This window comes from Candidatus Merdisoma sp. JLR.KK006, from assembly GCF_036941035.1.
In the GTDB taxonomy this organism is placed as follows: domain Bacteria; phylum Bacillota; class Clostridia; order Lachnospirales; family Lachnospiraceae; genus Laedolimicola.
Map to the genome: position 1 here is coordinate 1 of NZ_JAYMNS010000026.1, position 21416 is coordinate 21416.

Here is a 21416-nt window from a genome sequence, read left to right on the forward strand (position 1 = left end):
AGAAGTGGCAGATCTTGGACAGGTCATTGGCTCCGTCCTGACAGATGGCAGCCAGAAACAGCCCCTTATCCCGAAGCTTCCTGGCATACTCATTCATAACCGGATTATTTCCGGACACGGAAAAGAGAAAGACTACATCTCCCTTTTCCATCTGCCGAAGGGCCATAATCCGTTCTTCCTGCCCCTCAATCACATGCAGCAGCTTTCCGGACAAAATCAGATAATTCTTTAATATCTTGGCAACGGATTTCTGGACAGCGCCGCTTCCGTAGGCGTAAAGCCTCTTGGCCTGTTCCATCCGGTAAAATAATTCCAGACAGTCAGCCTGCTGGATGGAAGAGATGGTTCTTGAGAGATTAAAGCAATTTTCTTCAATACTTTGCCGGTTGAATCCAGGCTGGTTTAAGCTGTCCCATTTGAGAAATGCCTTGAAATCATTGTAGCCATCCATACCGATTAACTGCAGAAAACGCAGCACAGTCGTATGGGAGACTTCACAGGCATCCGCCAGTTCATGGAGGGTCATGCTTCTGCATTCCTTTTTATGCCGGCAGATATACTGCCAGATACGGTGGTCATTGGCGCTCATACGTTCGTAGTGTTCCTGAACCAAATCATCCAGTTTCATGGGAAGTCTCCTTTCGCTGATGGTAATCCAAATATTTAAAAAAGAGGATATCAATTAAAATAAAATAAGAAGTAGTGGATTCATACTGCCAATGGATGGGGGTCTCAAAATAGTTGCTCTCATCCACATAGAGATTGAAATCACATAAATGGGCAAGGGTGTTTTCACGGTTTTTTGTAATGGACATTAAAGCTGCTCCGGCAATGTGGAGCTTTCTTGCAATATCTACCAGCTTTTTATTTTCACCAGATACAGAAACCAGGATACAGAAATCGCTGCTTCCGATCATGGGAACCAGATTGTACATTTCCTGACCGCTTGGGGCATCGTAGAGCATGCGGCCGCCGCTCATAAAGATCCGCTTGAATTCTTTTTTTATGGAAGCCTGCACCATGCCTTCCCCAAAGATATAGCGCTCTTTGGCAGCGTCGAAAGCCTGAAACATGGGATCGCAGTTTTTTTCACACATGCTGTTCATAACGTTTTGATACAGTTTGCAGATGTGTGTCAGATCGTTGTGAGCAGGCGCTTTTTGGCCATCCATTTTCAAATAGAGCTTTAACTCCGCAAAGCCTTTGAATCCAAGCCTTTGAGCAAAACGCATAACAGCAGAGCGGGAGACACAGCATCGATCTGCCATCTTCTTGATTGCCATATCTTCACATTCTTTCCGGTGAGCGGAAAGATATGTCCACACTGCCCGGTCACTTTCGCTGAAATGCTTATAATTTTGATTCACCAATGCTTCAAGGCTCATAATCATATTCTCCCTCTGCCTTTGATGTGAATATCATAGCATATTTTTTTCGGTAAAGTCCACTGATTCCGTAAAATTAGGTGTCCATTACTGTTCACAGTAACGGCTGTTCTTTAGGAAAATAGGAAGTATGCGCTATGGAATGGGTTAGAGCTGCAGCTTGAACTGCATTATAAGCGAAATATGGCTGCCATAGGACAAGTCTATGGCAGCCACATGGGAATCACCGGAAAATAAATATTACATACCAAGGCGAAGCGAAACAAACAGGCAGAACATGGCAAAGACCATCAGTACAATACAGCCGGACAGATCCCGAAAGAAGTGATCTTTCCACTTTAGCCGCAGGGCTTCAAGAGGCGACATTCCTGTCATTCGATATACCAGGAACATCAGGCATCCCATAAGGAGGGCATAAACTCCGTTGCGGAGCAGAAGCTCAACAGCAAAGAGCAGCGCCAGATGTGCCATCATATAGGGGACATCTTCTTCATAGAGATGCTTTTGTGCAAAGCTCAGAAGATAGGCTGTGAAGGGCCCGGCCATGGATACCAGGAAGGTAAGGGTGATCTCGGGATTCTGCTGCAATAATTCGGACAGATTGCTTCCGCCTATAAATGCCTGCATGTATATTAATGCGATAAACGGAGCCAGTGTTAAAAGTACCTTTGCGATTGTAAACCATTTATCATATTTGTGATAATCTGTCTGGGTATTTATGTTTATTGCTTTCATTGCTGTCATGCTCCTTACCTCCTATTTTAAGTTCCGTAATATCCTATCCGTACATCCTTGTATAAATCGATTTCCAGCCGCAAATACATGCGTCTGTAAATTGATTTGTGCACGAATAGGATATTACTGATTTAAGTTGCTATGCAACAGTACTAAAGGGTAAAGTCGCTTCGACACACATGTAGTGAGAGAAACTTTCATTCGAAAGGGCACTCATGAAAGATCCTCTCGTGCATCTTTGCGACTTTCCCGGCCAGCCGTAAATCGACTGACCAGGAATAAATTTTTATTTATCTATCTGAATTATTTAAGCTCCGGCCAGTAGCCCTTGTTTGCCTCAATGAGATCGTCCAGAATCAGCTTTGCAACACGTGCGCTGGGCACAATCTTGGAAAGGGTCAATGCCTGCCACATCTTCTGGTAGCTGCCCTCTACCCATGCTTCTACAACCAGCTTTTCCACGCTTACCTGCTGCTCCATTAAGCCTTTCTGGAACTGGGGAATTGCGCCCTGGCAGATGCGCTCGTAGCCGTTGGAGCCTACGATACAGGGAATCTCTACCATTGCAGTCCGGTCAAAGTTCTCAACAGCGCCCTCGTTCGGAACAATCAGGAGGAAGCGCTCTCTTGTGTTTTCGGCAATAGCGCAGGCAAGGTCAACAATGTAGGTAGCATGTGCGTCTGCCTCAAAGCCGCAGTCCTTTGCAGTTCCCTTTTCAATAATTTCCCGGCAAGCGCCGAATACGGTCTTTTCCCGACCCTCCATAACCTCATTTGCACGGGTATGCTCCGGGTTGGAGTGCTCAACTACGTAGTCCGGATACAGGTAGTACTTAAGGTAGGTATTCGGAATAGTAGTGGGATCTACGGCGTATACGTCCTTTGCCTTTGCGAAGGTCTCTTTCCAGCTGTCGTCCACATGCTGATTAGTCTCTGCGATACCGTCTGCGAAGCCGTTTGCAGCCATATGCTTTTTGATCTCGGGCATCAGGTCATTGCCTGCATTGTCATAGATCTTGTGCCACCATCCGAAATGGTTCAGTCCGTAGTAGCCAACCTGCATCTCTTTTCTGGACTTCAGGCCAACCATGCTTGCCATCTTTTCCTCCAGATCGATAGGCATATCGCAGATGTTTAAGATCTTGGAATTGGGGCGTAAGCGTCTTGTTGCCTCAGCTACAATAGCAGCCGGGTTGGAGTAATTCAGCATCCATGCGTTGGGAGAGTATTTCTCCATGTAGTCCAGAATCTCCAGAACACCGCCGATAGAACGCATTCCGTATGCGATTCCTCCGGGCCCGCAGGTCTCCTGGCCGACAACGCCGTACTTCAAGGGGATCTTCTCGTCCTTTTCACGCATTGCGTATTTTCCTACACGGATATGCGCAAGAACGAAATCAATGCCGGTAAAAGCGGTTTCCGGATCTGTGGTATAGCCAAATTCGATATCCGGCGCATTTTCCTTAAAATAGATTTCACAAGCCTTTGCAACGATTTCCTGACGCTCTGCGTCGTTGTCATAAAACATAATCTTGTTAACCGGGAAACGATCACGCTCCTCCAACAGCATCAGGGCGATTCCTGGCGTAAAGGTACTGCCGCCTCCGGCAACTGTTACAGCAAATGATTTTTTAGACATAATAAATTCCTCCTTATTTTGAGTTCCGTAATATCTTTCCCAGTACAGCTTGGATAAATCAATTTCCAGTCACAGATGCATGTGCCTGTAAATCAATTTGTGCACTGTGAAAGATATTACTGTTTTTAAGTTTTGTAATATCCCTCTCAGTACACCTTAGTCTAAATCAATTTCCAGCCAAAAGTGCATGTGCCCGTAAATCGATTTGTGCACTGTGAGGAATATTACTGTTTTTATGATTATTTAATATTACTTACGATAGGTAATTACAGTGGTTTTTCCTGCTTTGGCATCCTTATTCGGAAGAAGCTTTACATCGGCACATTCGTCGCCGTTTGTCATAAGGATGGGAGTGTGGGTTGGATAACCCTTTTCTTTCATTAAATCCATATCAATTTCGCAGAGAAGATCGCCGGCCTTTACCGTGTCTCCCTCCTTAACCTTTGGCGTGAAGCCCTTTCCGTCTAATTCAACGGTATTGATGCCGATGTGAACGAGAAGCTCAAGTCCGTCAGGGGTGGAGATTCCATAAGCATGGAGGGTTTCCGCAATCATGGAAATGGTTCCGTCAGCGGGAGCGTAAATCTTGCCGTCTGTTACGATAACCGCTACGCCGTCCCCCAGGGCTTTGGATGCAAATACTTCATCCGGTACGTCACTTACAAGGATAACTTCGCCGTTTGCAACTGCTTTAAGTTCATGCGCCGGAAGACTTGCAGCATCTACAGCCGCTTTTTCCTCTGTCTTGGCAGCGCCCTTTTGCTCATCTGCCTGCCCCATATCCAGTACATGGGCGGAGGGATTAGCCAGAATATTTTCAAACTTCTCACGAACGCTTGGTACGGTCATGCCTACGATAACCTGCATGGCCTTGCCGTTCTTGGAAATACCATGGGTACCTACGCCCTTGAAATATGCGTCATCCTTTACCAGTGCGGCATCCTTTACATTTACACGAAGACGGGTTGCGCAGTTGGTAACATCTACAATGTTGTCGGCTCCGCCTAAGCCCTCTAAGATAAGAGCTGCCAGCATGGTCTTTTTGTCCATCTCTCCGCCGCCGGCCTGTTTTGCACGGAACTCTGCTTTGGAGTAGAACTTGGTTTCGTCTGTCTCTTCACGGCCGGGTGTCTTAAAGTCAAATTTGACAATCAGGAAACGGAAAACAACAAACCAGATTCCCATGTATACCAGACCAATAACCAGCATCAGCAGATATTCTTTCCAGTGGGAGGTCATCAGTGGTATAAAGTTCAGAGAACTCATTTCAATCAAACCGCCGGAGAATACACCTACGATTCCGAACAGGTTCATGGTTGTGGACAGGAATGCTGCCAGTATTGCATGGACAACAAACAGTGCCGGTGCCATAAACAGGAAAGTAAATTCAATAGGCTCCGTTACACCACAGACAATAGCTGTCAGTACGATGGGAACTAAGAGACCCTTTAACTGCTTTCTCTTTTCCGGCTTTGCGGTTGCATAAAAGGCAAGTGCGATACCGGGACAACCGAAGATTTTGGAAAATCCGGTTGCGGTAAATGCGGCTTCCGGGCATAGGGTCTTTAAGGAGGCTGTGGAAGCAGCCAGCGCCGGGAGCTGCGTAGCCCAGTAGGAGTAGATGCCGCCGGGACACACAAGGTTGTCGTAGTAGAACGGGCTGTACAGCAGGTGGTGCAGACCGAACGGAATCAACAAACGCTCTAAGAGGATGAATACCCAGACGCCAAGTGCGCCGCCGTTCATAACAAAGTTCTGGAAGATCTGCATACCGTGCTGGATGTTGGGCCAGATGAGAACGGATAACAGTGCAACCGGAAGCATTACGAAAAAGCCAATCATGAAGATGAAAGTGGAACCGTTAAAGGAACCCAGCCACTCCGGCAGCTCTGTGTCGAAGTATTTGTTATGTAGGTAGATAACAAGACCGGATACCAGCAGGGCTCCAAACATACCCATATCCAGGGTTTTGATGTTGGCAATCATAGTTAATCCGCTTGAACCGCCTGTCTCGGCAGCAAAATCAACGCCGAATGCTGCGCCCCACTGAGCCAGGATGGTGCTGACAAAGTAGTGGAAAGTTAAGTAAAGGACAAGGGCTTCCATACAGCAGCGGGCGGCCTGTTTTTTGGCAAGGCCGATTGGAAGACCGATTACAAACAGCAGCGGCAGCTGGTTGAACACACACCATGCGCCTTGAAGAATTACGTTCCATACGAGATACCACATGCTTGTGGGAGCAGCTAATGAACCAAGGACTGCTTCTGTGGTACATAAGGTACCGATGCCGACCATGATACCTGCAAAGGAGAAAAGCAGTACTGGTGTAAACATGGCGCCGCCGAATTTTTGGATTTTTTGCATCATTGTTACAACACACTTCCCTTCGTTTTTTATTATGTTACTCTTACCGAATCTCATTCTTCCCGGGATGATGTACATGAATGATTCCTTCTGGTAGGTTTATAGTAGCAGGTTGAAATGGGGAAAACAAGGGGAGTGGGGGAGGTTGGTAATGGGGAGAGGAAGTTGGCAATTGGTACAAAAGTTGTGAATTGTCACAGGGGGACGGACGGGTCATCCGAAAAATAAGCCGGCAGGCTTTTCCATATCCGTGTTCGGACGGTTCACGCACACTCCATATGCTCTGAACGTACATTACCCCTGAACGTTTTTGGGGTGTTAATTACTGTGGGCAATGTTCGTTCATATCATACGGAGCGTGCGTGAACAGCCGGACACTTGATATTGGAAAAGCCTGTCGGCTTATTTTCCGGATGACCCTGGTTGTGGGGGTGGAAGTGTGTTGGTTGTTTTTTGTTCTATGTTTGATTATGTATTTTGGGCGATAGTTTGTTTTGTGTGTTTTCCTTTTAGGAAAGGCTCGGAGAAGGTGTGGTTGAAGTATTCTATTAGGGGGCCCATGAAGAATGCGGTGATTAGGGTACCGATTCCGGGGAGCAGGCCGGTTAGGGTTCCGATGACGACGCAGAGGAGGTCACAGCCGATTCGGACGAAGCGGAATGGGAGCTTCCGGGTGTCGGAGATGACGATGGGGATTGCGTCGTATACGGAGACGCCCAGGTTGGAGGTCATGTAGAGGGATGATGCGAAGCACATGACCAGGACGGCTATGAATAGGTATACGATTCGTAAGGGCAGGGTAGGGGCCGGGGCAAGGCGGTTGATCACTGTGCAGGTGAAGTCTACGATGTAGCCGGTGAGGAACATATTGACCAGGGTGGCGGCGCCCATGCATTTTCTGGCTATGATGAGATCCAAAAGCAGCAAAAGAGCACTTAGGATTGTGTAGTACAAGCCGAAGGAAAGAGTTGTTTCAAAAAAGTGGCCCCAGATGCCCTGGGCGAAGCACTGGAAAGGGTCTACGCCAAAGCTGGAGCATTTGAAGAAGCCTACGGCTATGGCGCACAGGGTTACGCCGCTTGTTGTCATTAAAATACGCTTTTTAAAGTTTTCAGGAAGTTGCATTTTTTTCCTCCTCAGATCAATTATAACTTCTCGGAATCTTCAGCCTTGATTTTATAAGGCTTTCACACCCCTATCTCAAAAATCACCCACTTTTTTTGTAAAAACACTTGACGAATCGATCAAAATTTGCGGCGAAGCCGATTGATTATATTTTATTTCAATCGACTGGAGGCGATTTCTTTGTTACCTACAAATCCCGGCGGCCATGCCGCCTATCAGGATACTTTCGTATCCCGGTTTCTTAAATTCTATCCTGATCCCTTTGTGCTTCCAAAAAGCACATGGGATTATATCGTGCAGTTCTGGTATCTCGATCTTTCCCAGACTGATTCTATCATGCGGGAATGTTACTCTGTTTTTGGACCGGAACCAAGGCTCCCTTCCTGCATGCTGCATTCCTACCTGCTTGCTTTGAAACTAAAAGTGTCTTCCAGCACTGCTTCAAAACTTCTTCCCTTGCTGGAACGATGGCATTTAAAGCCTGAGAATCCCTTTTTCCTCATTTTCCGGCTTTATCATCAGCAGTTCCCGGATCATTCCGTCCACAGTGGGTTGATTGATCCCCGGCACCTGGCTCTTGCCGGTGACGGCACCCCTGTCCCTACTGCCGCACAGCAGCGGAAAAAGCGCATCTGCGATTGTAAGGAGAAAGGCTGTTCTTCCTGTAACTGCAAACGTCATTATTCCCAGCCCGACTCTAACTGGGGATGGGACTCCCACCAGGAATGCTATTTCTTCGGCTGCCACCTCTACATGTATGTGGCTTCCGATTCCTTCAGCGATCTCCCTGTGTTTCCGCTTTTAGAACGGGCCTCCCGGCATGACATGCTTTCTTTCCTGCATTCCTTTTTCACCATGAAAGCGTATCTTCCGGAATTCCAGATTGAAAAAGCTCCTTCTGGATTCTGCACACGACGCTTACGCTGTCTATGATTACTGCAGACGGGAAAATATCGTTCCTTTTATTGACCTCAACCCCGGACATACCGGATATTTCACTTATAAGGATGATTTCACTATTGATGATGATGGTGTCCCTGTCTGTAAAATGGGCTTACGCATGCATAAAGATGGATATGAAGCTGCCAAGCACCGAGCAAAATACCGGTGCCCGAAATCAAACCAGAAGCGTGGCTGCTTCTGTGAACACCCCTGTTCACCGGCGAAATATGGAAGAACCGTACACATCTTTACCGATGACAATCCAAGGTTATTTAACATACCGCCAAGGGACTCTAAAGCATGGGAAAAGGAATATGATAGAAGAACTTCCGTGGACCGCTCCAACAAGCGGGAGAAAGAGGACTATAAATTAGAAGACGGCAGGCGCCGCTCGACTAAGATGTGGTACTGCCGCCTCTACGGCATCATGATGCTCCAACACCTTGATGCCTGGGAAATGCCCTCTGTCGAAGCATTTCAAAATCATTCTTAGGTTTAGCCGCCTAATAATGATATATTAAGCGATTCCACAAGATTTTTCAAGGCATAGTCCCCGCTATGTCCAATGTTTATGTCCATTTTTCTCTAATTTCTTTTCCTGCACCATATTCAGTTGTCAGTCTTCGGTTAGAATCTCATTCATTGAGATTCCGAGAAGTTATAACTTTTGGTAACTTTATTATAAACATAATGGAGCAAAAAAAGTCAAGGTACCTAAATAAAATATGAAATATGATAGTATCGGTTATAGTAAAAGTGCTGAAAAATATTTTAATAATAGACTTGGCTTTGGTATTATGGTATACTTGCAATACACTACATAGCAGTGAATATAAAGGAAGGAGGAGGAACATGACGGATAGTGAAAAGCTGGATCTGATTTTGTCAGAACTGCAGGGTGTGAAGAATAATGTGCAGGGCTTAGAAGGCGAACAGCAGGGCATGAAGAGTGATATGCAGAGCATGAAAAGTGATATGCAGGGCATGAAGAGTGATATGCAGAGCATGAAAAGTGATATGCAGGGCATGAAGAGTGATATGCAGAGCATGAAGAGTGAACTGCAAGACATGAAAAGCGATATGCAGGGCATGAAGAGTGAGCTGCAAGACATGAAAAACAATATGCAGAAGCTGGAGCGGAAGGTTACTGGCATTGAAGTGCACCTGGAGAATGTAACGGATCGGAATATTCGATTGATTGCGGAAGGCCATTTGGATTTGAGCCGAAAGCTTGATGAGGCATTGAAAGTTGAAAATGAGAAAGAACTGCAGGGAATCCGTCTTAATATACTGGAAGATGAAATACGCAAAATAAAAGAACAATTTGCTGCAACGGCATAGCGTTTAAAATACAATAGCCAAGCGATTTTTCAAAGAGATGAAATTGATGAAAAGAGCATAACAAAAAGAAATCCTTGTAAAGCCAGTATTTTCGGGCAATACAAGGATTTTTGCTATCATAACTGTAAAACTCAGGTTATAGCACAGTTGTTTCGGAAAATGCCAGAATAATTTTTTTAAGGTACCTTGAATTTATTGGGGAAGCGGGTTAAAATAGTCAAGGCAGCTTGATGAAAGAATATGCATGGTTAAGAAGTATGAAGATTTGATATGAATAATAAGATTATTTTAAATTTTTGGGATATTAGCAATACAAAGCGCCGGATTTCGGAGGGGAAAGGAAGCCAGAAGCGGATCTAGATGCTTTTGAAAGAGAATAGGAATATTACACAGAAAGAGTTGACATAGGGAAATAAAAATGTGGAAGTATATCAGGCGGCATTTACATATTGCAGTTATTGCCGGAAGCTTTATGATTGGTGAGGTTTTGACGGATTTATTACAGCCGGGGCTCATGAGGGAGATTGTGGATGAGGGTGTTTTGGGTCTTTCTGCCGGTGGTGTGGGAAATATGACGCTTGTGTGGTCTTTGGGAATCCGAATGGCGTGTCTTGTGATTTTTGGAGGCCTGTGCAGAGCGCTGAATAACGTATTTGCGCATATGACCGGACAGAATGCTTCAGGTGCTGACGATATTTGCGTTTATGAATCCCCTTATTAATGGAATTATTTATCTGTCTGCAGCAGTTATTTTAAAGGCAGGGGATCATCAGGTTTCTGCAGGGGGGAGCTACGCCGGGAGATGTTATGGCGGCGATTACTTATACAACACAGCTTTTAACGGGAATTCTGGGACTTGCTATGCTGTTTCAGAGTATTTCCAAGGGAATTGTATCCTGGAAGCGGCTGAAAGAGATTCTGGAGAGCAGCCCGGAATTGAAAGACGGCATCTTTGAGGGCCAGATAGAAAAGAAAGGGCAGATTGGATTTTGCAATGTATCTTTTTCCTATCCAGGCAGTACGCAGACAATTTTAGAAGATATTAATTTCAAGATACACCCAGGCGAGACGCTGGCAATTATGGGTGCAACAGGCTGTGGAAAGTCCTCTCTGGTTCATTTGATTCCTCGGTTTTATGATGTGTCTGAGGGCATGGTTCTGGTGGATGGAGTGAATGTCAAAGAATATGCTCAGAAAGCTTTGAGGGAAAAATCGCCCTCGTACTGCAGAGAAGCGAGCTGTTCAGCCTTTCTATTGAGGAAAATATTGCATGGGGAAAGAAAGGAGACGGACAGGATGAGATTCAAAGGGCAGCAAAGACAGCCCAGGCTGACGGTTTTATTCGGGCAGCGGCCGCTGGTTATGACACAATGGTTGCGGAACGGGGGATGAGTCTGTCTGGCGGACAAAAGCAGCGGATTTCTATCAGCAGGGCGATTATCAGGGATGCAGAGATTCTCATATTTGATGATTCTACCAGTGCACTGGATTTAAAGATGGAAGCGGAGCATGCGGAAAATGCGGGAAAACTGTAAAGCAGCTTTTTACCTATTTTGCCCGTGAAAAGCGGATGGTACTGACTATGCCGGCTGTTGTAGTCCTTGGAACCCTCTGCGGCGTCTATGCCCCGAGTCTGCAAAGCAGAGCGGTTGATATGATTGCCGGAGCGAGGTAAGGTATTCTTACAAGTACTTTGGCCGGAATGCTGATGTTCTATTTGTTCTATTGTGCAAGTCAGCTTTTTCAGGGGATCCTAAGTGCACGAATCAGCCAGCAGATAGTTAAGCGAATGCGGGATGAGCTGTTTGGGAAGTTTATGGATCTGCCTGTTCGGTATATGGATACACATTCCCATGGGGATGTGATGAGCCGCATCACAAATGATATTGAAAATATCTCTACAACAGTTTCTCAGTCCCTGCCTTCTTTGTTTTCCGGTGTGCTGACGGTGATTGGGACTGTGGCAGTTATGGTGTTTTACTGTTGGCAGCTGGCGATTTTAAGCTTTATAACGGTTTTCCTTACCTTTCTGGCTGCTAACATTTTGTCAAAGCAGGTGCGTTAGTTTTCACGAAAGCGCCAGCGGCTTTTGAGGGAACTGAATGGCACGGCTGAGGAAATGATTTCCGGATACCGTACGGTGACGGCTTATACTCGCCAGGATGAGACAATAGAGAACTTTTGCAAAACATCGGATTCTCTGACAAAAGCAGGAATCCGCACCGATGGGTATAGTGGGGTTATGGGGCCGATTATGAACTGTATCGGCAATATTGGCTTTGTGATTATTGCCGCATTTGGAGGGTGTTTTGCTATTCATGGACGTATTTCTGTAGGCGTAATTTCTGCATTTATCGTTTATGCCAAGCAGCTTGGACGTCCTATTAATGAGCTTGCCCAGATATATGGCCAGCTTCAGACGGCTGTTGCAGGTGCGGAGCGTGTTTTTTATGTGTTGGATGAAGAGGAAGAATCTATGGAGAGGAGCCTCATAAAGGAAGAAAAAAATCCAGTGGTTTCTTTTGAGAAAGTGACTTTTTCCTATGTACCGGGGCATCCGGTTATTCAGAATTTTACCTTGACTGTTCCGTCGGGTAAGAAAGTGGCTTTAGTGGGCTCTACTGGAAGCGAAAAGACTACGATTGTGAATCTGCTTCTGCGGTTTTATCAAGAGAGGAAAGTATTATGAGCTTTATATGACACAGTATGCAGGGGGTATGACTTGATATGAGTTGTGGTTTCAGAATTATAGGACAAAAATTTTCTAAAATAAAGCCCCGATAAGGAATCAGCATGAGTTTTCTGTGCGATTCCTTTTTTGCTTATAAAAAATTTGGATTTTTGTGTGGTTTTTAGTAGATTCATATTGACTTGTGTTGGAAGAGTGCTATAATAAATTTGTAATTCAAAAACAATCCATTAGAAAATGATGGAAACAGCAACAGTTTTTCCAGTGCCAGAAGGAATTACAGGCACATGCTTTCGTGATTGGAATTCCTTCTAGGTAAGGGGTACTGGGAGAGGTGCTGCGGAACTAAAATGGAGGAAAAACCATGAATTTAGCAGAAGCAAAAGAGTATGCAAAACAAAACATTCACAACAGACCTCAGACAACCGGACGTCTGGCCGGAAAGATAGCGGTTGTTACAGGCGGTGCACAGGGATTCGGACTCGGAATTGCAACAGAGATGTATAAGGAAGGCGCCAGCGTAGTACTGGCAGATTTAAACGAAGCACAGGCGGTAGAAGCAGCCAAGGCATTAGGAGAGCGTGCTGTCGGTTTAAAGGTAGACGTATCCAGTGCGGAATCCATGGAGGCTATGGTGTGCGGTGCTGTAGAGCATTTCGGCGGGCTTGATATCTTTGTATCCAATGCAGGCGTTCTCAAAGCCGGAAGCCTGGAGGATATGGAGCCGGGAGCCTTTGAGTTTGTAACAAAGGTGAATTATATTGGATACTTTAATGCGGCAAAATATGCTTCTGCAATTATGAAAGCACAGCATGAGGCCGATGACAGCCTCTGGTTTGATATCATTCAGATTAACTCCAAATCCGGTCTGGAAGGCTCCAAGAATAACAGTGCCTACGCAGGCGGCAAGTTCGGCGGCATCGGCCTGACCCAGAGTTTTGCCCTTGAGCTGGTAGCATATCAGATTAAGGTTAATTCTATCTGCCCCGGCAACTTCTATGACGGTCCTCTGTGGTCCGACCCGGAGAGGGGACTTTTCGTACAGTACTTAAATGCAGGCAAGGTTCCGGGAGCAAAGACCGTACAGGATGTAAAAGACTACTACCTGTCCAAATCTCCCATTCATCGGGGCTGTACTCCGACAGACGTGTCCAAGGCACTGTTCTACTGTGTGGAGCAGAACTTTGAGACAGGACAGGCCGTACCGGTAACCGGCGGACAGAATATGTTGAATTAATAAAACTTACACGGCATCCTTTGAACAGTGCCCAGACGGATTTACAGACACATGTACTTAGTGGCTGGAAATTCATTTAAGTAGAGGGGGACTGTTAAAAGGATGCGGAACTTAAATATGGAGGACTTATGGATAAATTTGTAGAACGGCAGGAGGCCTTAAAGCTTTTGAACGCCCCCACCCCGGAAGAGCGTCTGGCAAACCTGGCTATCGTTCTTGGAAGTGAAAAGGAGAAGCCGGAGGTAAAGCCCCAGTTTGCCAATAATCATATACACACCATCTATTCCTTCTCGCCCTACTCTCCCACAGCAGCAGTTTACTGTGCCAGAGATGAGGGCCTGGAGACAGCAGGAATTATGGATCACGACAGCATTGCCGGTGCGGTGGAATTCCGCAAGGCAGGAAAGCTTGCAGGAATCGGAACCACCTGCGGCATGGAGTGCCGTGCAAACCTGGATGGTACTCGTATGGCAGGAAGAAAATTAAACAACCCGGACCAGGCAGGCATTGCTTACATGGCCATTCACAGCGTACCCGATTCGGGTTTTTCAAGGCTCCAGGAGGTGTTCGGGCCTCTTCGGGAAAAGAGAAATGAGCGGAACCGGAAGATGGTTGCCAACATCAATCAGTTGATGGAGCCAAAAGGAATCACTCTGGATTTTAACAAGGATGTACTGCCCATTTCCCAGTATGCAAATGGAGGTTCCGTAACCGAGCGTCATCTTTTGTGTGCTTTGAGCGAGAAGATTATTGCAAAGGCAGGAAAAGAGCAGTGTGCGGACTTTGTGGAAAAGCAGCTGGGAATCGCTCTTTCCGAGAAGCAAAGGGGACAGCTTTCCGACCCGGAGAATCCTCATTTTGTATATGATCTGCTGGGAGTTATGAAAGCGGAGCTGGTGGAGAAGATCTATATTCCGGCAACAGAGGAATGCATTTCCTTTAAGGATCTGGTAAAGCTGGCGGATGAGGTGGGAGCCATTTTATGCTATCCCTATCTGGGAGACATTACGGATTCCGTAACCGGGGACAAGAAGGCTGCCAAGTTTGAGGATGAGTTCTTGGATGAGCTTTTTGAGATGCTGAAGGAAGAAGGCGTCCATGGAGTAACCTATATGCCGGCCCGGAATACCAAGGAGCAGATGACAAGGCTTCAGAAGCTTTGCCGGGAATACCATATGACCGAGATCTCCGGCGAGGATGTAAACAGCTCCCGGCAGAGCATGATCTGCAAGCAGCTTGAGGACCCACAGTTCAAGCATTTGGTGGACGCTACCTGGAAGCTGATTGAACGGGAAAAGGTGAGTGAATAGCATGCAAATAGACAAGGATGCGATCCGGGAGATTCTGCTGGTGGCAAAGCGTCTGGACGAAAAGCAGCTCTTAAATGCGGTGGAGGGGAATATTTCCATCAAGCGTGACGGGCTTATCTATGTGACGCCCAGCGCCAGGAATAAGGCATTTCTTACAGAGGAAATGATTGCCGTTACCGATTTGGACGGCAATCAGGTGGGCGGAACCTTAAAGGCCACCTCAGAGCTTCGGCTTCATGTGCTGACTTACCGGATGCGGGAGGATATAGGCGGAATTGTCCATGCGCATCCCGCTTATCTTACGGCTCATGCGGTGTGCGGCAAGCCGGTGGAGACCAAGGCCTATCCTGAGATGATGTTTAAATACGGACGCATTGAGGTGGCAGGCTACGGAAGGCCGGGAACGGACGATATCTGCCGTGATCTGGGACCTGTTTTAAAGCACAGCAACGTGGCCCTTCTGGAAAATCACGGCGCCATTGCGGTGGGACCGGATGCCCTGGAAGCTATGAACAATATGGAAGCAGCCGAAGCCATTGCCAAGGTGCTGACCCTTTCAAAGCTTGTGGGAACGCAAAAGGATCTTCCGGAGGAGGAGTGCCGCTATCTGCTTTCCCAGCACGAGGAGCAGCAGGTTACCTTCCGTTAGACGGAGGATTTGCAGGATAAGAGAATAAATTGTGAAATGCTGTAACAGCAGCAGTTAAGTCTGCCTGCTATTAGAAAAAGAAAAATTAAGGCTTACAAAGCCAAAAAGGAGAGAAAATATGAAAACAAAAGCGTTAAGATTGTACGGAAAAGAAGATCTGCGTCTGGAGGAGTTTGAGCTTCCTGAGCTTAAGGATGATGAGATTCTGGCTAAGGTGGTATCTGACAGTATCTGCATGTCCTCCTACAAGGCAGCCATGCAGGGGGCGGATCACAAGCGTGTACCCAACGATGTGGCAGAGCATCCCACCATCATCGGACATGAGTTCTGCGGTGAGCTGGTAAAGGTAGGCTCCAAGTGGGCACATGAGTTTAAGGAGGGAGAGAAGTTCTCCATTCAGCCGGCCCTTAACTACAAGGGAAGCCTGGACGCACCGGGATATTCCTTCCAGTACATCGGCGGAGATGCCACCTACGTGGTAATTCCCAATGAGGTTATGGAGATGGGCTGTCTTCTTCACTTTGACAGCGAGAATTATTTCGGCGGTTCTCTGGCAGAGCCTCTGTCCTGCGTGGCAGGAACCTTCCATGCCATGTACCATGTAACCAGAGGAAAATACGAGCATGACATGGGCATCGTAGAGGGCGGCAAGATGGCGATCCTGGCAGGCGTAGGCCCCATGGGTCTGGCTGCCATCGACTATATCATTCACTGTGATCGCAATCCCTCTCTTTTGATTGTAACGGATATTGACGATGCACGTCTTGCCCGGGCAGAGAAGATCCTTTCCCCGGAAGAAGCGGCGAAAAAGGGAATTAAGCTGGTCTATGTGAACACAGGCAAGGTTGAAGATCAGAAGAAATGCATGATGGACTTTACGGACGGAGCCGGTTATGATGATGTTCTGTGCTTTGCTCCCGTTGCTCCGGTGGTAGAGCTGGCTGACAGCATTCTGGCTCAGGACGGCTGCCTCAACTTCTTTGCAGGCCCCTCCAACCCGGAATTCTCTGCAAAGTTCAATTTCTACAATGTACATTATTCCGGAACCCATGTAGTTGGAACCTCCGGCGGCAATACGGATGATATGAAAGAATGCCTGGCTATGATGGGGCAGGGCAAGCTTGATCCGGCTATTCTGGTTACTCATATCGGCGGCCTGGATGTTGCAAAGGATACAACCCTAAACCTGCCGAAAGTACCGGGCGGAAAGAAGCTGATTTATACTCATATTTCTCTGCCTCTTACTGCCATTGCGGATTTTGAGGAGAAGGGAAAAGAAGATCCCATGTTTGCGGAGCTTCATAAGCTGGTATCCAAGACTAACGGTCTGTGGAATACGGAAGCAGAGAAGTACCTGCTGGAGCATGCACCGGCTATCTAATGAGAGCTTTGTGCCTGACACGATAAAGTAAGAGAATGAAAGGGGCTGTCAGGAAATAAGACATCAGCCATTTCTATACCCTGTGTTCGGATAGCTTGTGTACAGACTGTCTGCTCTGTACGGACATTAAAAAGCAATATCCGTACATATCAGACAGTCTGTACACAAACAGCCGGACACTGGGTATTAGAAAAGTCTTCTGTCTTATTTCCCGACAGCCCCTTTTTCGAAACGTAGAATATTGGCGGACGTATTGCGATAGGAGCCGTGCAATTACCTTTGAGAAAGCAATACTTATCAGCTTGCCAAGGGAGATTTCACTACGGCATGCTGCCTGAGATAATCCATCCACTGCCGGTAGCCGTCTGCATACAAATGCACGCCGTCAAAAGTAAGCTCTGTTTTTAAGTACCCCTGTTCATCAAGAAAAAGCTCCCTTGCGTCAAGATAAAAATAGTTTACACCATCTGCCAATTCCGCAATCGCCACATTATGGGCATTAATATCATCATTGTTGTAGACGGCGTCCCCATCGCTCTTTTCCTTGCTAATGTGCAGATTGGCAAGCAGATAGATGACAGCATCCGGCTGTTTGTTATGGAGCATATCCAGCAATTGTACATATCGCTCCTTGAAGTTTTCTATATTCCCATATCCGCAGTCATTTAAACCTACCATCAAATAGATTTTTCCATAAATTTTCTGTTCCATTGCTTCATTCAGCAAGACCTCCCTTCCGGCATTCTGATACATGATTTTTTCTCCCATTGACCAACGGTAGGTACAAAATCCATTGTCACAATAAAAATCCGTATAGGGCAGACCGGAATAATCATACAGTCCCAGGGTTCTGGAATCACCGATAAAAGCGGCATCTGAAAAATAGGCGTCATCCGCTGTTTCATAGGGATAGCTTGTAGTTAATGCGATTTTTCCCGGGTCCGTGTAATAGGGGGATACGACACTTTTGGGATCATAAGTGACGAATTCTGTAACCCCGGCAGGTGCCTCGTCCTGCTGGCTGGATTCTGCCTGTTCCTGGGCAGCAGAGCTTTCTGCCTCCCGGATAAGGGCTTCTCTGTTCTTTTGGTATTCCTCAAGTTCCCTTGCCGCAGACTGGGCAAGCATCGTTCCCATTGCATGGAAGGAACCCGTTTGTTGGTGAATTATATGTCTCATATTGCCTGCGCCCAGGTAGAGGTACACACAGATTCCGGATACCAGCAAAAGATAAAAATAAGGATATTCTTTTATAGGTAATAATAATTTCCTGTTCATAGCTTTCCACTTCTTTACAAATTTAAAATCTAAAGTATAAAAACGGATTATTTTTTCCAATGTGTATTTGATAAATACTAAACCAGAAAATTCCAAACAGCATAAGAATCACAATTTTTTTGTTTTTATATTTGTTAAATGTTTTCATGGGCAGGGGCGTGCTGCACAAAAAGCATACGGCAAATAAGAACCAATATTCCCTCGCATAGCGAAGTAACTGTTGCGTCCCCACCAGCGCATGTCCGGCATTGCCCCCGGCCATAGCCTTTAGATATGCCAAGAGCGTTCCCAAATCAGTTTGGGCAAAGATCATCCAGGAAACAGGAATGATAAGAGCGCAATACAGATGTCCCCCAAATGGGTGACGTTCCAGATAGTCTCCCGGCCCCATTTTTTCAATCACAAGCAGCACAAAGAAAAACAGTCCCCAGAGAATAAAGTTCCAATTGGCTCCATGCCACAATCCGGTAAGGCTCCAGACAATCAGGAGGTTCCGGCAGGTTTTCAGCTTTCCGTTTCGACTGCCTCCGAAAGGTATGTATACATATTCACGAAACCATCTTGATAAAGTAATATGCCATCTCCGCCAAAAGTCCGTTGCGGATTTTGCCATGTAAGGATTATTAAAATTAATGGGGAGCTCATATCCGAAGATCCGGCCAAGCCCGATGGCCATCAGCGAATATCCCCAGAAATCAAAATAAATCTGAAAGGAATAGGAAAATGCCCCCAGCCATGCCATGGAAAGATCCAGATGGGAAGCGCCGATTCCCTGTATTGTGTTAAATAAGGTACTGATCTGGTTGGCCAAAAGAACCTTAGAGCCCAATCCAAGGGTAAACAGCTTCAGACCGTCTTCTACATTTTTCATTTGGAAGTTCGGGTTTTTAATACTTCTCTCTACTTCCCGAAACTGCACAATCGGACCGGCAACTAATTGAGGAAACATGCTTACATATAAGCCGAATTCGGAAAAACCGGAGCTTTCTTTTTGTGCACCTCGATAAACATCTATCTGGTAAGCAGTCATTTGGAAGGTATAAAAGCTGATCCCCAGAGGAAGCGCCAGATGTAAAAGCGGCAGAAGCTCTTTTCTGCAGAGTGTATTTATATTCGCTGCAATAAAATCAAAATATTTGAAAAAGAGCAGCAGCCCGAAATTCCAGAGTAACAGGATGCACAAAATCAGTTTTTTGTGACTTTTACTTTGTGCCATCCGTTTGCAGAGTGCGTAGTTAAACACAAGAGAAGCCATAAGAAGTAATACATAATACGGTTCTCCTATAGCATAAAAAACCAGACTGCCAATGAAAAGAACCCATTTTTTCTTTTTATTATTTACGGGCATATAGAGAAAGAATAGTATTGGAAGAAAAATTCCGATAAATTCTATACTTGAAAATACCACGATTGCCTCAGAACCTTTCTATTTATCATTTGCAATATTGGATACTGAAATTTTATCTAAAATGCGTTTGTTTTTCAATCTATTTCATTTTACATTTCTGCTCTAAATGCTGACATAGGCAGATAAACTCCGGATATCTTTGAAAATCACCAGCACAAAAGGCAGCAACTTTATGTACAATGCCTTTATCCTATATTCAAAAACTATACTATGAGAATAGAACATGGGGCCGTGCATGTCAATGATCATGATCACATTATGGACTTGACAAATCATGGTTACTCCTTTATAATAAATCAAAATGATAATATCTTGTTGATAATATCAAAATAAAAATATAGATAGGCAGATTGAACAGGGATGTTCATCATACCAATATGTGAGTAAGTGCTTTTTATAGAAAGAACAGCTCATTGCTTACAGGAACAAAGAGAAAAGTGAAGGATAGAAAGTAGAAGGGGGAGAAGAACTTATGATTTACAATCTGAACGACTTGAAAAAAGCCTGTGAGACAGGAGAAAACTTTAAATTCTTGTTTTTCTGGAAGCCTACGTCGGCAACAGACGGCCATATTTGCGAATCCTGTCTGGGGCAGTGGTGGGAAAGTAGGTTTCAAGTGGACGGAGTGGAATACACCTGTGCAGAGCAGTTTATGATGGCGGAAAAAGCCAGAATGTTTGGTGATAAGGAAATGCTCACAAAGATCATGGAAGCATCCCATCCCAAAGAAATGAAAGCTTACGGCCGTGCAGTAAAAGGTTTTGACAAAGCATCCTGGGACAATGCAGGTTATGAAATCGTAAAAAGAGGCAATATAGCCAAATTCACGCAGAATCCGGACCTTCTTGAATTTCTTCTCACTACCAGGAATCGTATTCTGGTAGAGGCAAGCCCCATGGACCGGATCTGGGGAATCGGTATGGGAAAAGCCAATCCGGATGCCCAGAATCCGCTGAAATGGAGAGGAACCAATCTCCTGGGCTTCGCACTGACAGAGGTACGGGATCAACTGCTGGCAGAAGGGGGAGAAGCAAAATGACTGATAAAGGAAAAGACACCTTGCAAAAGGATCACAACGGCCTGACCGAAGAAGAATTTCTGGCAGCTTATGAGCCGGGGGATTATCTGCGGCCTTCTGTGGCAACGGATATGGTGATTTTCACAGTGACCGATGCAGAGGAAGAAAATTACCGGAAGCTGGCCAGGAAAGAGCTTCGCATTCTGCTCATAAAACGAGGCGCTCACCCCTATCTTGGATCCTGGGCCCTGCCCGGCGGCTTTGTCCGCCCCACGGAGACAACCGAGGAGGCAGCCGCCCGGGAGCTTCGTGAAGAAACAGGCGTGGATAAGGTATACTTAGAGCAGCTTTATACCTTCAGCAATCCGGACCGGGACCCCAGAACGTGGGTAATGAGCTGTTCCTACATGGCTCTTATAGACAGCAGCCGGGTTCAGATAGAGGCCGGGGATGATGCGGCCCAGGCAGCCTGGTTCCAAACATCCTTCTGCAAAATCGAACAGGAGGACAGAAGAGAGCTGTGGGAGCTGACCCTTTTTCATAAGGAAACCGCACTGAGAGCCCTGATAGAGAAGGAGACGGGCAGACCCTTTTCAGAATGTAAGATTCTGGATTCCGGCGGTCTGGCCTTTGATCACGCCCGAATATTGGCCTGCGGATATGAGCGTTTGAGAGGAAAGCTAAGCTACACAGATCTGGCCCTTCATCTGATGCCGGAGTATTTTACGCTCACTCAGCTTCAGCAGGTGTACGAGGTGGTTTTGGACAGAGAATTTCCTGCGGCAGCATTTCGCAGGAAGGCGGCGCCTATGGTGACGGAGACAGATTGTTATACGGAAAATGAAGGGCATCGGCCCTCCAGACTTTACCGGAAAAACGAAGGATGAAAAATATAAGAATGCGGCTAAGCCATGCA

18 protein-coding genes and 2 pseudogenes are annotated in these 21416 nt (G+C 46.1%); 11 read left to right on the plus strand and 9 right to left on the minus strand.

All coding sequences use genetic code 11. The features are described from left to right. From VSQ61_RS16895 to VSQ61_RS16925, 7 genes are all read right to left on the minus strand, one after another. A partial coding sequence (locus VSQ61_RS16895; RefSeq protein ID WP_334345568.1) for a MurR/RpiR family transcriptional regulator occupies nucleotides 1-628 on the minus strand: 628 nt, incomplete at its 3' end. Continuing rightward, nucleotides 615-1385, minus strand: coding sequence for a MurR/RpiR family transcriptional regulator (locus VSQ61_RS16900; protein ID WP_334345569.1), 771 nt, complete (start codon nucleotides 1383-1385; stop codon nucleotides 615-617). The genes VSQ61_RS16900 and VSQ61_RS16895, both read right to left, overlap by 14 nt. Before the next feature lie 240 nt (nucleotides 1386-1625). Further along, complete coding sequence (locus VSQ61_RS16905) at nucleotides 1626-2129, minus strand: hypothetical protein (protein WP_334345570.1); 504 nt, start codon at nucleotides 2127-2129, stop codon at nucleotides 1626-1628. Between the two features lie 294 nt (nucleotides 2130-2423). Beyond that, complete coding sequence (locus VSQ61_RS16910) at nucleotides 2424-3758, minus strand: 6-phospho-alpha-glucosidase (protein ID WP_334345571.1); 1335 nt, start codon at nucleotides 3756-3758, stop codon at nucleotides 2424-2426. A 249-nt stretch (nucleotides 3759-4007) separates the two neighbouring features. Continuing rightward, nucleotides 4008-6125, minus strand: a complete 2118-nt coding sequence (locus VSQ61_RS16915; RefSeq protein WP_334345572.1) for an alpha-glucoside-specific PTS transporter subunit IIBC — start codon at nucleotides 6123-6125, stop codon at nucleotides 4008-4010. A gap of 465 nt (nucleotides 6126-6590) precedes the next feature. After that, nucleotides 6591-7247, minus strand: a complete 657-nt coding sequence (locus tag VSQ61_RS16920) for a YczE/YyaS/YitT family protein (RefSeq protein WP_334345573.1) — start codon at nucleotides 7245-7247, stop codon at nucleotides 6591-6593. A gap of 474 nt (nucleotides 7248-7721) precedes the next feature. Continuing rightward, nucleotides 7722-7928, minus strand: a complete 207-nt coding sequence (locus tag VSQ61_RS16925) for a hypothetical protein (RefSeq protein WP_334345574.1) — start codon at nucleotides 7926-7928, stop codon at nucleotides 7722-7724. Nucleotides 7929-8130: 202 nt separating this feature from the next. Between VSQ61_RS16925 and VSQ61_RS16930 the strand changes: the two genes are divergently transcribed. From VSQ61_RS16930 to VSQ61_RS16970, 9 genes and pseudogenes are all read left to right on the plus strand, one after another. Continuing rightward, entirely contained in the window at nucleotides 8131-8682 is a 552-nt protein-coding gene (locus tag VSQ61_RS16930) for a hypothetical protein (RefSeq protein WP_334345575.1), read from the plus strand. A gap of 359 nt (nucleotides 8683-9041) precedes the next feature. Continuing rightward, nucleotides 9042-9530, plus strand: coding sequence for a hypothetical protein (locus VSQ61_RS16935; RefSeq protein ID WP_334345576.1), 489 nt, complete (start codon nucleotides 9042-9044; stop codon nucleotides 9528-9530). Between the two features lie 418 nt (nucleotides 9531-9948). Beyond that, a complete protein-coding gene (locus VSQ61_RS16940; protein ID WP_334345577.1) occupies nucleotides 9949-10251 on the plus strand; it encodes a 6TM ABC transporter family protein in 303 nt (100 codons plus the stop codon). A gap of 359 nt (nucleotides 10252-10610) precedes the next feature. Further along, nucleotides 10611-11065: pseudogene (locus VSQ61_RS16945) on the plus strand (ATP-binding cassette domain-containing protein). Between the two features lie 158 nt (nucleotides 11066-11223). After that, a pseudogene (locus tag VSQ61_RS16950) lies at nucleotides 11224-12219 on the plus strand (ABC transporter permease). Nucleotides 12220-12583: 364 nt separating this feature from the next. Beyond that, nucleotides 12584-13456 carry an SDR family NAD(P)-dependent oxidoreductase gene (locus VSQ61_RS16955; protein WP_334345578.1) on the plus strand — a complete coding sequence of 291 codons (873 nt, stop codon included), beginning with the start codon at nucleotides 12584-12586 and terminating at the stop codon, nucleotides 13454-13456. Nucleotides 13457-13584: 128 nt separating this feature from the next. Next, the gene (locus VSQ61_RS16960; protein WP_334345579.1) at nucleotides 13585-14766 is read left to right on the plus strand and encodes a PHP domain-containing protein; all 1182 of its coding nucleotides are present in this window, start codon (nucleotides 13585-13587) and stop codon (nucleotides 14764-14766) included. 1 nt (nucleotide 14767) lies between these two features. Then, nucleotides 14768-15415, plus strand: coding sequence for a class II aldolase/adducin family protein (locus VSQ61_RS16965; protein WP_334345580.1), 648 nt, complete (start codon nucleotides 14768-14770; stop codon nucleotides 15413-15415). 118 nt (nucleotides 15416-15533) lie between these two features. Beyond that, a complete protein-coding gene (locus VSQ61_RS16970; protein WP_334345581.1) occupies nucleotides 15534-16796 on the plus strand; it encodes a zinc-binding dehydrogenase in 1263 nt (420 codons plus the stop codon). A 297-nt stretch (nucleotides 16797-17093) separates the two neighbouring features. Here VSQ61_RS16970 and VSQ61_RS16975 read toward each other — a convergent pair whose 3' ends face one another. Both VSQ61_RS16975 and VSQ61_RS16980 read right to left on the minus strand, forming a co-directional pair. Then, nucleotides 17094-18074, minus strand: coding sequence for a GDSL-type esterase/lipase family protein (locus VSQ61_RS16975; RefSeq protein ID WP_334345582.1), 981 nt, complete (start codon nucleotides 18072-18074; stop codon nucleotides 17094-17096). Between the two features lie 22 nt (nucleotides 18075-18096). Next, nucleotides 18097-19482: an MBOAT family O-acyltransferase gene (locus tag VSQ61_RS16980; RefSeq protein ID WP_334345583.1), complete on the minus strand. Its 1386-nt coding sequence runs from the start codon at nucleotides 19480-19482 to the stop codon at nucleotides 18097-18099. 472 nt (nucleotides 19483-19954) lie between these two features. Here VSQ61_RS16980 and ybiA point away from each other — a divergent pair, with 472 nt between their 5' ends. Both ybiA and VSQ61_RS16990 read left to right on the plus strand, forming a co-directional pair. After that, complete coding sequence (gene ybiA, locus VSQ61_RS16985) at nucleotides 19955-20521, plus strand: riboflavin biosynthesis intermediates N-glycosidase (RefSeq protein WP_334345584.1); 567 nt, start codon at nucleotides 19955-19957, stop codon at nucleotides 20519-20521. After that, on the plus strand, nucleotides 20518-21387 hold the full coding sequence (locus VSQ61_RS16990) for an NUDIX hydrolase (protein WP_334345585.1): 870 nt from the start codon (nucleotides 20518-20520) through the stop codon (nucleotides 21385-21387). Before ybiA ends, VSQ61_RS16990 begins: the two co-directional genes overlap by 4 nt. The last annotated feature ends 29 nt before the right edge of the window (nucleotides 21388-21416 follow it).